Source organism: Chitinophaga tropicalis, from assembly GCF_009758205.1.
Classification (GTDB): domain Bacteria; phylum Bacteroidota; class Bacteroidia; order Chitinophagales; family Chitinophagaceae; genus Chitinophaga; species Chitinophaga tropicalis.
Window position 1 is genome coordinate 1 of record NZ_WRXN01000015.1, and the last position, 13,507, is coordinate 13,507.

General features: G+C 44.9%; 12 protein-coding genes. 9 read left to right on the forward strand and 3 right to left on the reverse strand.

Annotated elements, in window-relative coordinates:
* Window positions 1-155 precede the first annotated feature (155 nt).
* Window positions 156-947 (reverse strand): FecR family protein, encoded by a 792-nt coding sequence (locus tag GO493_RS25425; RefSeq protein ID WP_157309052.1) that lies wholly within the window; start codon window positions 945-947, stop codon window positions 156-158.
* Between the two features lie 198 nt (window positions 948-1,145).
* Between GO493_RS25425 and GO493_RS25430 the strand changes: the two genes are divergently transcribed.
* From GO493_RS25430 to GO493_RS25445, 4 genes are all read left to right on the forward strand, one after another.
* A complete protein-coding gene (locus tag GO493_RS25430) occupies window positions 1,146-2,324 on the forward strand; it encodes a proline dehydrogenase family protein (protein ID WP_157309053.1) in 1,179 nt (392 codons plus the stop codon).
* A 91-nt stretch (window positions 2,325-2,415) separates the two neighbouring features.
* Window positions 2,416-2,835 (forward strand): hypothetical protein, encoded by a 420-nt coding sequence (locus GO493_RS25435; protein WP_157309054.1) that lies wholly within the window; start codon window positions 2,416-2,418, stop codon window positions 2,833-2,835.
* A gap of 26 nt (window positions 2,836-2,861) precedes the next feature.
* A complete protein-coding gene (locus GO493_RS25440; protein ID WP_157309055.1) occupies window positions 2,862-3,656 on the forward strand; it encodes a thymidylate synthase in 795 nt (264 codons plus the stop codon).
* 36 nt (window positions 3,657-3,692) lie between these two features.
* The gene (locus GO493_RS25445; protein ID WP_157309056.1) at window positions 3,693-4,199 is read left to right on the forward strand and encodes a dihydrofolate reductase; all 507 of its coding nucleotides are present in this window, start codon (window positions 3,693-3,695) and stop codon (window positions 4,197-4,199) included.
* On the opposite strand, the gene dnaG is transcribed toward GO493_RS25445, so the two are convergent.
* A complete protein-coding gene (gene dnaG, locus GO493_RS25450; protein ID WP_157309057.1) occupies window positions 4,192-6,168 on the reverse strand; it encodes a DNA primase in 1,977 nt (658 codons plus the stop codon). The two genes, GO493_RS25445 and dnaG, sit on opposite strands and share 8 nt — an antisense overlap.
* A gap of 172 nt (window positions 6,169-6,340) precedes the next feature.
* On the opposite strand from dnaG, the gene GO493_RS25455 reads away from it, so the two are divergent.
* The 4 genes from GO493_RS25455 (at window position 6,341) to GO493_RS25470 (ending at window position 11,529) form a co-directional block, all read left to right on the forward strand.
* On the forward strand, window positions 6,341-8,143 hold the full coding sequence (locus tag GO493_RS25455; protein ID WP_157309058.1) for a PKD domain-containing protein: 1,803 nt from the start codon (window positions 6,341-6,343) through the stop codon (window positions 8,141-8,143).
* A gap of 115 nt (window positions 8,144-8,258) precedes the next feature.
* Window positions 8,259-9,452 carry an LVIVD repeat-containing protein gene (locus GO493_RS25460; RefSeq protein WP_157309059.1) on the forward strand — a complete coding sequence of 398 codons (1,194 nt, stop codon included), beginning with the start codon at window positions 8,259-8,261 and terminating at the stop codon, window positions 9,450-9,452.
* A complete protein-coding gene (locus GO493_RS25465) occupies window positions 9,449-10,138 on the forward strand; it encodes a DUF3575 domain-containing protein (protein WP_157309060.1) in 690 nt (229 codons plus the stop codon). Before GO493_RS25460 ends, GO493_RS25465 begins: the two co-directional genes overlap by 4 nt.
* Window positions 10,139-10,356: 218 nt before the next feature.
* Window positions 10,357-11,529, forward strand: coding sequence for an acetyl-CoA C-acyltransferase (locus tag GO493_RS25470; protein WP_157309061.1), 1,173 nt, complete (start codon window positions 10,357-10,359; stop codon window positions 11,527-11,529).
* A gap of 2 nt (window positions 11,530-11,531) precedes the next feature.
* On the opposite strand, the gene GO493_RS25475 is transcribed toward GO493_RS25470, so the two are convergent.
* Window positions 11,532-12,170 (reverse strand): hypothetical protein, encoded by a 639-nt coding sequence (locus GO493_RS25475; protein ID WP_157309062.1) that lies wholly within the window; start codon window positions 12,168-12,170, stop codon window positions 11,532-11,534.
* Between the two features lie 332 nt (window positions 12,171-12,502).
* Here GO493_RS25475 and GO493_RS25480 point away from each other — a divergent pair, with 332 nt between their 5' ends.
* Entirely contained in the window at window positions 12,503-13,486 is a 984-nt protein-coding gene (locus tag GO493_RS25480; RefSeq protein ID WP_157309063.1) for a pyruvate dehydrogenase complex E1 component subunit beta, read from the forward strand.
* Window positions 13,487-13,507: the final 21 nt, after the last annotated feature.

Here is a 13,507-nt window from a genome sequence, read left to right on the forward strand (position 1 = left end):
CCTCGTTACTGAATGATATTTTTTGGACCTTTGGGATCAATGCCCCGCTGCATCAGAAAAAATATCATTCAGTAACGAGGCCTGTTAAGTACTTAAGTTTTATTGACACAGTTTATTTTACACACCCGGCGCTTTTGTTTAGGATGATCTCATTCCTAAAATTCTACAACTATTTTATCCTTCTTCACCTTATAAACAAACTTCGCCGTCTTCTTCATCTCATCCATCACCTCCTGCAACGTCTTCCCCTGAAAATCACCATCTACATTCCCCGCACCGGAAACATCCCCCTCCACATAGATCTCCGTACTATACCAATCCTCCAGTTTATGTACAGCATTCATAAAAGGCTCATCATGAAACATCAGCTTCTCCTGCCTCCACACCTCCATATCAACAGGATGATAGGTCTCTTTTTCCATCAGATCTATTTCCTTATTAGCAAGTATCATATTACCCGGCCCCAGTATTTCCGGTTGATTATCCGTAGCAGAATGATAAGACTTAACTACTTTCACCTGCCCCTGCAACACATAAGCTGTAGCGCCTTGTTGCGCCTCAAAACATCTTAGCTTGAAAATAGAAGGCGCCTGCGTACTCATCGTCACAATATTGGTCTTTACAGTAATAGGATGAGCTGTACTGTCAAAGTAAGCCTCACCATCTAGTAACACAATACGCTGTTGTGCAAAATTGGAAGGTACCAGTAAACGTGAATGACTGTTCAGAATAACAGGAGTATTGTCAGGCAACATGATCTTTGTACGGGTGCCAATCGTTCCCTCATATGTTTTATAGGTGATATTCTTATCATGCAGGCGTTGCAAAACCGGCCTGGCACTCTTACGGTATAGCAACGTAAGAATAGCTGCTGCAAATAATACTATCAGGAGGATGATATACCCCCATTTATTAAGGGGGGTACTGTTTGATTGTTTAGAAGGCACTGGGAATATTTGATTTTGTTGAAGATATAAAAATAAAGAAAAAAATATAGGACGGAAGTGATATTGAATTTAAATAAAGTTCTTTTTTATAACGTTTTGTTTAAAAAAGAATGATTTTCCCTCAATATTCTCTAAACCGTTTTCCTCACGGAGAGATCATTTTTGTGGAAACCTGCCGGCATACTAACTTTGCCGCCCATGGAAAAGCAGCTACCATTATCATTCGAGAATACCGCTATAGCCTTTGAATCAAAATCAGATAAAGCATTAAAGAAAGCTGATTTCCTTTTCAGTAACATAGGCAAGCCCTGGCTGGTTAAACTTGGCGCAGCAGTAACACCGCTGGCGCTGAAGATAGGATTACCCATTAAAGGATTGATCCGCAATACTATTTTCAGCCAGTTCTGCGGAGGCGAAACCCTGGAAGAGGCAGCCCGGACCGCTGAAACTTTAGGGAAATACCACGTAGGCGTAGCGTTGGATTACGGTGTAGAGGCAATGGAAGGAGAGGAGAACTACGACCATGCCGTTCCCGAATTTATCCGTGCCATCGAATACGCTGCCGGCAACCACAACATTCCCTTTCTTGCTATAAAAGTAACCGGTTTCGCCCGTTTCTCCCTGCTTGAAAAAATACACGCAGGTACGCCGCTAAGCCCGGAAGAAACAGAAGAATATGCCCGCGTCCGCAACCGCATACAGGCAATTGCTGAAACTGCCGCAAAAAATAAAATAGGCCTGCTCATAGATGCAGAAGAATCATGGATCCAGCAACCGGTAGATGACCTGGCAAACAGCCTGATGGCCCGCTACAATAAAGAGGACGTTATTATATTCAATACCTTCCAGCTCTACAGGCATGACCGTCTCGCTTTCCTTCAGCACTCCTTCGAAAAAGCACAGCAACAGGGATACCTGCTTGGAGCCAAACTTGTTCGCGGAGCTTACATGGAGAAAGAACGCAAACGTGCAGAAGAATTGGGATATCCTTCCCCCATACAACCCGATAAAGCAGCTACAGACAAGGACTACAATGCAGCAGTACGCTTCTGCATGGACCGCCTGAACAGGTTAGCAGTTTTTGTAGGCACTCATAATGAAGACAGTAGCATGCTGGCCGCCGGATTACTTCACCAGAAAAACCTGCCGCACAATCATCCCCATGTCAGCTTCTCCCAGCTGCTGGGCATGAGTGATAATATCACCTTCAACCTGGCCCATGCCGGGTATCATGTCTCCAAATACCTGCCTTATGGACCGGTAAAAGATGTAATGCCATACTTATTACGCCGCGCCCAGGAAAATACATCCATTTCCGGTCAGATGGGACGTGAATTAAACCTGATCCGTAAGGAAAGGAAGAGAAGGGGGATATAGTATTTTTCCCTGATGTTGTAACTTTTAAATATGTGGGGCGTTTCATGAGTAACCACCGGGTATCCGGTTTAAATCTAAATCCTCCCATATTATGAAAGCTATTCTGTACCTGCTTCCGGCAGCATTGCTTACTATTGCTGCATGTAAAAAAGACAAGGAAATTCCATCAGAAGGTAAGGACAATACAAGACAACCTCTGACCCAGGCCAGCATTGAAGGTAGCTGGAGCCTTGTTAAATATTACCTTTCAGATGGAACATCTGCAATTAACTGGCAAACTCCTGAAGATCCCGTGTATCTGACCTTTACCCAGGATGGTACTGTCAAAGAAAACGGAAAGAAATACGCTTTCGTACCCAACTGGAGATCCCCGTCAGATACCTTTCTGCTGGTCTACAGGCAGAATGATACTACTCAGATGCGGGTCACCCAACTGACTAAAGATAAACTTGTTATCTCCTATCAGTGTTATGAAGGCTGCTCCTACAATTATGTCCGCATAGGAAAGTAACAGAACATTTTCGTTACTTTGCAGCCATGGAACAATACCTCAATCTGCTGCAAAACATACTGGACCAGGGCGCTGTAAAATCAGACCGTACTGGTACAGGTACTACCAGCATCTTCGGCGCTCAATTACGGTTTAACCTGCAGGATGGCTTTCCACTGGTAACTACCAAGAAATTACATCTTAAATCTATTATATACGAATTGCTGTGGTTCCTGAACGGAGACACTAATATTAAATACCTGAAAGATAACGGTGTAAGTATATGGAACGAATGGGCTGACGGGAACGGCAACCTCGGTCCCGTATACGGTAAACAATGGCGTAGCTGGGAAACAAAGGATGGCAAAGTAATAGATCAGATCGCAGATGCTGTTAAAACCATCAAAAACAACCCTGATTCCCGTCGTATCATTGTAAACGCCTGGAACGTAGGAGATCTGCCTCAAATGGCACTGAGCCCCTGCCACTGCCTTTTCCAGTTCTATGTAGCGAACGGACGCCTTAGCTGCCAGTTGTACCAGCGCAGCGCAGACGTGTTCCTGGGGGTGCCTTTTAACATCGCCTCCTATGCTATTCTCACTATGATGATGGCCCAGGTATGCGATCTGGAACCGGGCGATTTTATCCATACTTTCGGAGACGTACACTTATACAGTAATCATATAGAACAGGCTAAACTGCAACTGAGCAGACAACCCTATCCCTTGCCGGTACTGAAGATCAACCCGGCGGTGAAAGATATCTTCAGCTTTAAGTATGAAGATTTTGAACTGCTCAATTACCAGTTTCACCCGCACATCAAAGCGCCGGTGGCTATCTGATCCAAACTGCATTTCCCATCTCTAAATATTTACTGCTTGACAATCTCAATAATCGTTGCAGCCTCCGAAAATAATGTGATCGGTATCAATAACCATTTACCCTGGCACCTGCCGGTAGATATGAAGTATTTCAGGGATACCACTATCGGTAAACCTATTGTGATGGGACGTAAATCGTTCGATGAACTCGGTAAGGCATTACCCGGAAGACCTAACATAGTGATCACCCGCCAGAAGGATTTTACACGCGAAGGTATATATGTGGTTCCTTCCCTGGAAGCAGGTATAGAAAAGGCGAAGACCTTCAACACCGGAGAGATCTTTGTAACAGGTGGGGGAGAGATCTTCAGACTGGCGCTGGATTCTGATCTGATAGACAGGCTGTACCTCACCAGGGTACATGCTACCGTACAGGGCGATACTTGTTTCCCGCAGTTTAATCCGAAAGGATGGAAGCTTGTAAAGGACGAATTTCATGATAAAGATGAGCGCCATGCTCATTCACTGACTTTCCAGGTATGGGAACGGGAACGGACTATCTGAAGATAACCGTTCCGATGCCCTGGGTCAGCTCCGTTTCAAGCTGCTTCAGGTGCTTATGCATCTCAATACATTTGATCTGCTCTTCAAAAACAGTTGAACGTTCCATTTCCTGCTGATTCTCTACTATCATTTTCCTGATCTTTCTGAGTATCAGGTAATTGGTGGTAGAGATGGTATCTTTCAGGTAGGCATTGTCGCCATATACTGTATCTATCTCAAACTTCTCCTTCCAGGCAGCACTTAATTCAGCTTCTTTATCTTCCATGATATGTACCACCATGGAAGAGATGTCCTGGTCGTTATGATACAGGAACCATTTCCTGTCAGGCAGGTTGTCCTGGTCATAGAACTGTTTGTATTCTCTTAATATCTTCCTGACCATCTCATTATCTGCGAGCGATTCGAAGTCGTACGGCAGGTGGAAGATATAATCCGCCACAGTACTTTTATCCTCTTCACTGAAGGGCTTATCACCGAAGCGCAGTAGTATTTTTACCAGTTCCCTTTCCTGCTTTTCATCAGGGTTGAAAAAGTTCACCGCAGGCTCGCCACCACCCTCCATGGCTTCCATGGCGGCAATAGCTTCAGGGGAAAGATCATCGTCCGGCGGGGTGGAAGCTGCCTGTTCTTTGGCAAGCTGGTTTTCCTTTTTCTGAAACCTTTCACGGATGAATTTATTCACCAGGTTGATCATCCCCTGCTCATCTATCTTCAGCACCTGGCTGCACTGGCGTATATAGTCCTGTTGCCGTGTAAAATCTTCCGTTTTATCGATCTTGGAGATCGTTTCTGCTATTTCATTTACCAGCTGTGATTTGCGGCTGCTGTCATTACCTGCTTCCTGCATGGAGATCTGCAGCTTGAACAGGACAAAGTCCTGTTTATTGGCGGCAATGAATTCCCTGAAAGCGGCAGCGCCTATCTTCTGTACATAGCTGTCCGGGTCTTCTTTGTCTGGTATCAGCACCAGCTTTACATTCAGCCCTTCCTCAATAGCCATGTCCAGGCCGCGTAGGGCGGCTTTGATACCGGCGTTGTCACCATCAAACAGGATGGTGAGGTTATTGGTGTATTTCTTAATGAGCCGCAGCTGATGTTGTGTCAGTGAAGTACCGCTGGAAGCCACTACGTTCTCTATACCGGCCTGGTGAAGGGAAATTACATCTGTATAACCTTCTACCAGCAAACACTCATTCAGTTTGTCAATGGCATGCCGGGCAAAATAGGTACCATAAAGTACCCTGTTCTTAATATATATCTCGTTTTCAGGCGAGTTGATATATTTTGGGGCACGATCGTTCTTAACAAGTATACGGGCTCCAAAACCAAGCACTTTACCACTCTGGTTATGGATAGGAAAGATAACCCTGCCCCGGTAATTGTCTCCCGGCTGTTCATTCCTTACTGTTACCAGGCCTGTTTTCTGCAGGTATTCGAGATTATATCCCTTACTGATGGCCGCTTTAGTGAACGCGTCCCACACATTCAGGCTGTAACCCAGCTGGAATTTTTTAATGGTTTCCTGTGTGAAACCACGCTCCTCAAAGTAGCTCAGCCCTACGTTCTGTCCTTCTTCGGTATTGAAAAGGGTATTGGAAAAATATTCTCTCGCAAAGTTGTTGATGATATAGAGACTGTCTGCCAGCTGCTGCTGTTGCCTCACTTCGGCGCTCACCTCTGTCTCCTCGATGGGAACATCATATTTCTGTGCCAGCCAGCGTAATGCCTCCACATAGGAATACTTCTCATGTTCCATCAGGAACTTGATGGCATTACCGCTTACACCGCAGCCAAAACATTTGAAGATCTCCTTACTGGGGGTAACTGTAAAGGAGGGGCTTTTTTCATTATGAAAAGGACAGAGCCCCAGGTAGTTGGCGCCCCGCTTTTTCAGCTTTACAAAATTCCCGACAATCTCCACGATGTCTATTCGGCTGAGTATCTGTTGTATGGTCTGCTGTGAAATCAATGTTCTCCGGATCTGATCTGCGAAAATAGGTATTTTTCGGGTAGTGTGTCAGACCTTGCTTTCAGTGGCGCTTTCTGAGAACATCTCTCATACTGTTAACCTATGAATGAGTATAAATACATAATTTTCATTATATTTGAAGTTCTTTTTAGTTTTCACCAACCCTTTATCTATGAAGAGATTTTTACTATTGTTTGTTTTTATTTTTTCCTGTCTTTGTTCATCGGCACAGTCGGCATTGTATCCGGCTTTTAGGATAAAACAGGAGTGTGCCACTGTTTTTTTCTATGATTCTTCTTACGCTGTAGGCGCTCCTATAGTAAAACGGAAATGGTATTTTGGTGACGGGACATCAGATACTGCACTTAATCCTGTGCATGTCTACGGCTCACGTGCTATGTACAATGTAACGCTTGTAGTAGAAAATAGTGAAGGCAAGAGAGATAGCAGTATATTATACGATTTGTATGTTAATACACCTTTTAACGCTGAAATAACGCTTAGTAAAGGCCTTTATGATTCATTAGGGATCGACTATTTTTTTGATAGATATACTTGTACATGGTATTTGAATGATGAACCGTTTCCTTCTGGAAATTATATGTGGGAATGTTTTCCCAGTGAAAATGGTGTCTATAAGGTAATTGTAAAAAGTCATGATGGTTGTATTGATACATCAGCGCCTTTTATTTATAACAGGAAAGACAGCATATTTGCTGATATATATCATTATATATCGAATACCTGTAAACCGTCAGAGATTACTTTCCAGGGTGAATACTCAGGTTCCGAATGGCTTTCAAAAGTAGATTCTGTCAGATGGGACTTTGGCGATGGTCAGAGCAGTACCCGGGAACGCTTTGACTACTTTACTCATAACTATGCCACTCCTGGAACATACGTGGTTAAGCTAACTCCTTTCATATCTTCCGGCTATACAAGAGCGTTTACAAAAACAATAGTAGTGTCAAAGTGGAGTGTTAAGATTGTTCCCGATTCTGTAGCCGTTGCCGGAGCACGTACGCTTAGCGCAATAAGTAACCCGGAAATAAGCAGTGTAATTTGGAGCACAGGTGAAAAGACAAATAAAATATCAATACAGCAATCAGGTATCTACAGCGTGTGGGGAAAAGACGCTTGCGGTACTATACGTGCTGCTGATACGTTGTATGTAGATATTACACTTGCAACCAAAGATACTGTTCAACTTGAAACCGGCGCCATAACCGGCAACGACAGCCTCGCTATCAAAGCAGCTTTCAACCAGGACTTCAACGCAGACAACGTATTCAACATCCAGCTCTCCTTCGACAATTCCGGCGGCCGTGGCTTACAACCCGGAGAAGTGATCAGCCTCGGAACAGCTAACGGTACATCCGGGAATACCTCATTAAAAGTAGCTATTCCAGACACCCTGGCCTGCGCAGTCAACTACGTATTACGCATCGTAGCCAGCTCTCCGGCAGATACTACTGAATGGTCACAACCTTTCAGCATCATTAATCAGCCGCAGCAACCGGTTATTATACAAAGAGGAGACAGCCTGTTCACCACATCTCCATACAACCTGCAATGGTATAAGAACGGTCAGCCTGTAGAAGGCGCAACCAACTCATACTACCGCGCAAGAGTCAATGCTTCCTACACAGTAGAAGCGCAGAACGGTACAGGATGCAGCAGCATGTCCGATGCAAGATCTGTAGTGATCACCGCTGTAGGAGACGTGACCCTGGGAGAAAATACAGTAAAAACATATCCCAATCCTTCATCGGGAACAGTATACCTGCAATTTGGCAAGCCAGTACTGAAAACAGTTACCATCAATGTATATGATCTGAAAGGTAAGTTACATTACACCCGTACTACCCGCCAGCAACTGCAGCCACTGGATCTTTCCCTGTTGCCTGAAGGATACTATCTTGTCGAGGTGAATGGCTATGGTACCAGGAAAGTACTATCCATTATCCTGCAATAATGTACCCAATTTGACATTGATCCTGCCGGTAATTATTGCCGGCAGGATTTTTTATAGTCATAAACCTTAATGTAACTTTTCATTTTACACATACGTTTTAAGCAAAAATCCCTGAATGATCCGACTGAAATTAACCTACATTCTGTTAGGGACAATAATACTGTTAGCAGGATGTTCCCCTGATGATCCATGGCAAAGAGGAACCGTTGAAGGATATGTTCCCGTTTACAGCAATGACCCTTCCACAAAACAGGTGCAATCCCTGCCAGCCCGTCCTGTAGTGAATGGAGGAAAATTATATAACGCGGGAACAGACGTATTGCTGGAAGAAAAAGATTCCGGCCTGCATATTATCTCTTATGCCAATCCTGTTCGTCCCCGGCGTACCGGTTTTATACGCATTCCTGGTATGGGACAGGTAACTGTAGAAGGCAATTACCTGTACGCCGCTAATTATAATGATATTGTCATCATAGACCTGGCTACAATGGAAGTACGTGGCCGTATTAACGGTGTTGCTTCGGCAAAAGCTTTCCCCCCGGTAGATAACGCATATTTTGAATGTGCAGACCCATCTAAAGGTACTGTTATTGGCTGGCGTAAAACGCTGGTGAACAACCCGCAATGCCGTACCTCAAGATATGGTAATATCTATGCGGGAAATGAGAATGATCTCAATGCAGGTATAGTCGTTTCGCAACAGCATCTCTATCTGGCGAAGGATAAGAACCTGCTCGTATATTCCATCGCGCAGTCTTCTTCGCCCGTTTTAAAAAAGAGCCTGCCATTCCCCTATACACCAGACAGCATTTTCCGTTTTAACGATGATCTGGCTGTAACAGCTAATATCTATTCCGGTGGTATGGACTTATATAGCCTTGCAGAACCGGAAACTCCTGTACTGAAAAAGTACTACCAGGATATTACTGCCTGTTTAAAAATAAGAGCAGCTGGGCAGTATGCATTTGCTATTACTAAGAGAAGGGACGGATGTTCCTGGAGTAGCGGACTGAATATTTATGACATGGCAAAAGACTCGCCCTTTTTATCGTCAATACCAATACAGGCGCCGGGCTCTTTGGCATTGAGTGATAGGATCATTTATGTGAGCGGTTTTTCAGGAACGGAAATTATAAATATGACAGATGTTTCCAGCCCGGTTATCATAAGCGGCCAGTTATCTGAAATATTCTCAGATATGCAAACCGCCGGAAATTTATTATTTGCCCGTACTGATAGCGTTACCTGGTGCTATAACATAACCCTCCCGCAAGCTCCGGTATTAATCTCTAAACTGACCGACAGATGAAGCATTTTTACTTCTTATTTTTCATACTGATCCTACCTGTAACGGTGATGTCCCAACGCCGGGGAGATACACCCGATTCCCTGATCACCGGTTGGCGTATCAGCACCAATATAATGTCGTTATATGAACCGGATGCAGGGCCTGCTCTGGCAGTGGAATATCGTCCAAACAAATCCTGGAGTGTTTTACTGGAAGGGGCCTGGATCTGCTATGACCTGAAAGATGTATACGATTTGCGGAATGAATACGCGCCCATGGCAAAAGGGCTGCGTCTGCGTCCCGAAGTACGTTATTACCTGCCTGGCAGAAAAAGGAAAAACTATGTGTTCTTCTTTTCCCAGGAACTGATGTACAAAAGAGTGAATTTCCTGGAAGAGAGGATAGTACGCAAGGGAGGAGGTACCTCGGGAGATTTTGACTATGAACAGTTAACTCCCTATAAAAAGACAAAACAGCTATTCGGTACAGCCGGTAAGTTTGGTTTCCAGCGGTTTGTTGACCGTCCCCATCACGTATTTATCGAGTTCTATTTTGGGATAGGGCTGAAATACCGTACCTCCTCCTATAAGGAGCAACCGCCTGTCAACAGCTATCTGGAAGACAACGACAAGTATAATTGGGAAGTACGGGGTGATGGCTGGTTATTGTATACTCCGGTAGGATTTAAAGTAGGGTACCGTTTCTGAGGATAGTATACCGGTTTGAATTTCAGCCGCGCGCAGCGCAAAAAAAATCTCCCTCGAAAACTGGGTTTTGCCGAAGGCGAAACCCAGTTTTCGGGCAATTTTTTTAAACTCCCTTCTTCGCGTACTATACCCCGGTCCCTGAATTTCCGTTATATTTGAAGAAAACCAAACAATCTTAATAAGGACTGGCCTAATACCAGTCCAAAAAAGCTCTACGGATGAAAGAAGTATTTATCGTATCGGCAGTACGGACTCCCATTGGGTCCTTTAACGGTGCACTGGCTGGAATTAACGCAACACAATTAGGCGCCCTTGTTATCAAATCAGCTCTGGAAAGAGCAGCTGTCCCTGCTACTGCAGTAAATGAAGTATACATGGGCAATGTGATCAGCTCCAACGAAGGACAGGCGCCCGCCAACCAGGCAAGCATCTATGCAGGCCTGCCGGTAAACGTTCCCTGCACAACTGTCAACAAAGTTTGCGCTTCCGGCATGAAAGCCATCATGTTAGGCGCGCAGAGTATTTTATTGGGAGATAATGATGTGGTAGTGGCCGGTGGCATGGAAAGCATGAGCAACGTACCTTATTATCTGGATAAAGGCCGTAATGGTTATCGCCTTGGAAACGGCGCTGTTATTGATGGTATTATCAGGGATGGCTTATGGGATCCCTATAAGGATTTTCACATGGGTAATGCTGCAGAGATCTGTGCAGCTGAATATAAGATAACAAGGGAAGAGCAGGACCAGTATGCTGCAGAAAGTTATCGCCGTGCAGCAGCAGCTACAGAAAAAGGATATTTCAAAAACGAAGTGATACCTGTAGAAGTGCCTGGAAAACAGGTAGTAACAGTGACGGAAGATGAAGACTATAAGAAAGTGAACTTTGACAAGATCCCCTCACTAAAGCCCAGTTTCCAGAAAGATGGTACTATTACAGCAGCCAATGCTTCCAATATCAATGACGGGGCAGCGGCAGTAGTGCTGGTAAGTGGAGAAAAACTGCGCGAGCTGGGGCTGACCCCGCTGGCAAAGATCATCAGCTTTGCTGATGCCTCTCAGGCGCCGGAATGGTTTACCACTACACCGGTAAAAGCCATCAATAAGGCTCTCGAAAAAGCAAAACTTTCCATTACTGATATAGATTTCGCAGAGATCAACGAGGCATTTTCCTGTGTTCCCATTGCCAATCAGCGCGATCTGGGCCTTCCCTCCAATAAAGTGAATATCTGGGGCGGGGCAGTAGCCATCGGGCATCCTATCGGCTGCAGCGGTGCGCGTATCGTTGTTACGCTTAATTCTATCCTGCATCATCACAGTGCCCGCTACGGCGTAGCTGGCATCTGCAACGGCGGTGGCGGCGCCAGCGCTATTATTATAGAAAGGGTTTAAAACTACTGGATCAGGCAGATGGTTGTGTCATAACGGCTTATACTGCCTGGTCCTTTCATCAGGTTCATATGCAGCGTTACGCTGTCTGTCCCTCTTTTCTCCAGTTTCAACGCCTGCAACGGGGCTCCCGGAGTCACCACATCTCCAGTGATCTTCTCAAAAAACCAGTATTTATCTTCTACAAGGCTATAAGCAGGTGTTCTGTAAAGGATATCTACTGATTTGGACTGGATACTGTAGTCATTATCAATAGGATAGCGCTCCAGTTCCCCGTCAGATAATAATCCCAGTCCCAGGATAACTGTCAGCGTACGCAGCGGTGGCAGTAACAGGCCAAATGCCAGTGCAAACGGAAACCCATAAAAAGCACAGAGATATACCCACTTGGCAGATACATCCTGGGCCGTCAGTCCATATAATACTATACCTGAGCCTGCATAGAATGTAAAGAATACTCGTTCCGTATAACTTCCCTTAAAGCCATAGCCGCTTAACAGCAGGATGACGCATAAAGCAGAAAATACCAGCATGACCAGGTGAAAATACCAGATCAGACCGGTGATAAGAGGTGCTTTCACCTTCTTGATCTTACAGGATATGGCTGCCAGAAAGCAAATGGAAAGAATGGTAATGGTAAACATAGGATGCTAATATAATTATTATTTTATATGTAATTATATTTAAAAATTATAGCCGCGCGCAGCGCAAAAAAACTCCCCTCAACCCGGTAACAGGTAGTACCCCTTTAAATTCTTAGCCGGCAGCAGGCCCAAAAAGCCCCCTCAAAAAATCGCTTTTACCTTCGGTAAAAACGATTTTTTGAGCAGTTTCTTCACGTTGAGTATAACATAAAGCTCCAACCCGCCCCACAACCCGGTAACATTTCCTTTGCTTTTTCGGCAAACAAACAATAATTTTGCCCCTGCCTTAATTTAAAAGAGGTATTAAACTTTCAAACTTTAAGAGTAACAGCATGCGTCAGATAGCTTTCAGACAAGCCTTACGAGAAGCCATGCAGGAAGAAATGCGTCGTGACGACCGCGTGTTCCTGATGGGAGAGGAAGTAGCCGAATACAATGGAGCCTATAAAGTTAGCCAGGGAATGCTGGACGAATTCGGCCCCAAGAGAGTAATTGATACCCCGATAGCTGAGCTGGGTTTCACCGCCATCGGCGTTGGCGCTGCTCAGAACGGTCTTCGCCCCGTACTGGAATTTATGACCTGGAACTTTGCCGTACTGGCGCTGGACCAGATACTGAATACAGCATCTAAAATGCTGGCTATGAGCGGCGGACAGGTAGGTTGCCCTATCGTTTTCCGCGGACCAAACGGTTCTGCCGGTCAGCTGGGAGCACAGCACTCTACCGCTTTCGAAAGCTATTATGCAAATATCCCCGGTTTAAAAGTAATCTCCGTTTCCAATCCATATGATGCAAAAGGCCTGCTGAAAGCAGCTATCCGCGACGATGATCCGGTTGTATTCATGGAAAGCGAAGTGATGTACGGCGATATGGGTGAAGTACCTGAAGAAGAATACATTATCCCTATCGGTAAAGCCGATATCAAACGTGCCGGTAAAGACGTTACCATCGTTTCTTTCAACAAAATGATGAAAGTTGCCCTGGGCGCCGCTGAAGAACTGGCAAAAGAAGGTATCGAAGCTGAAGTGATAGACCTCCGTACTATCCGCCCGCTGGACTGGTTCACCATCCTGGAATCTGTAAAGAAAACAAACCGCCTGGTGATCGTGGAAGAACAATGGCCATTCTCCAGCGTTTCTTCTGAGATCTCTTACCGTATCCAGAAAGAAGGTTTTGACTACCTGGATGCTCCTATCCGCCGTATCACCGCTGCTGACGCACCTATGCACTACGCACCTAACCTGGTGAAATTATATCTGCCTGATATCGAGCGTACCGTGAAACTGGTGAAAGAAGTAATGTACATGAAGAAATAGTACTGACGTATAAATAAGAAA

Coding starts and splice junctions, on each gene's coding strand:
- GO493_RS25430 (WP_157309053.1), top strand. CDS start 1,146: ATGGAAAAGCAGCTACCATTATCATTCGAGAATACCGCTATAGCCTTT.
- GO493_RS25435 (WP_157309054.1), top strand. CDS start 2,416: ATGAAAGCTATTCTGTACCTGCTTCCGGCAGCATTGCTTACTATTGCT.
- GO493_RS25440 (WP_157309055.1), top strand. CDS start 2,862: ATGGAACAATACCTCAATCTGCTGCAAAACATACTGGACCAGGGCGCT.
- GO493_RS25455 (WP_157309058.1), top strand. CDS start 6,341: ATGAAGAGATTTTTACTATTGTTTGTTTTTATTTTTTCCTGTCTTTGT.
- GO493_RS25460 (WP_157309059.1), top strand. CDS start 8,259: ATGATCCGACTGAAATTAACCTACATTCTGTTAGGGACAATAATACTG.
- GO493_RS25465 (WP_157309060.1), top strand. CDS start 9,449: ATGAAGCATTTTTACTTCTTATTTTTCATACTGATCCTACCTGTAACG.
- GO493_RS25470 (WP_157309061.1), top strand. CDS start 10,357: ATGAAAGAAGTATTTATCGTATCGGCAGTACGGACTCCCATTGGGTCC.
- GO493_RS25475 (WP_157309062.1), bottom strand. CDS start 12,170: ATGTTTACCATTACCATTCTTTCCATTTGCTTTCTGGCAGCCATATCC.
- GO493_RS25480 (WP_157309063.1), top strand. CDS start 12,503: ATGCGTCAGATAGCTTTCAGACAAGCCTTACGAGAAGCCATGCAGGAA.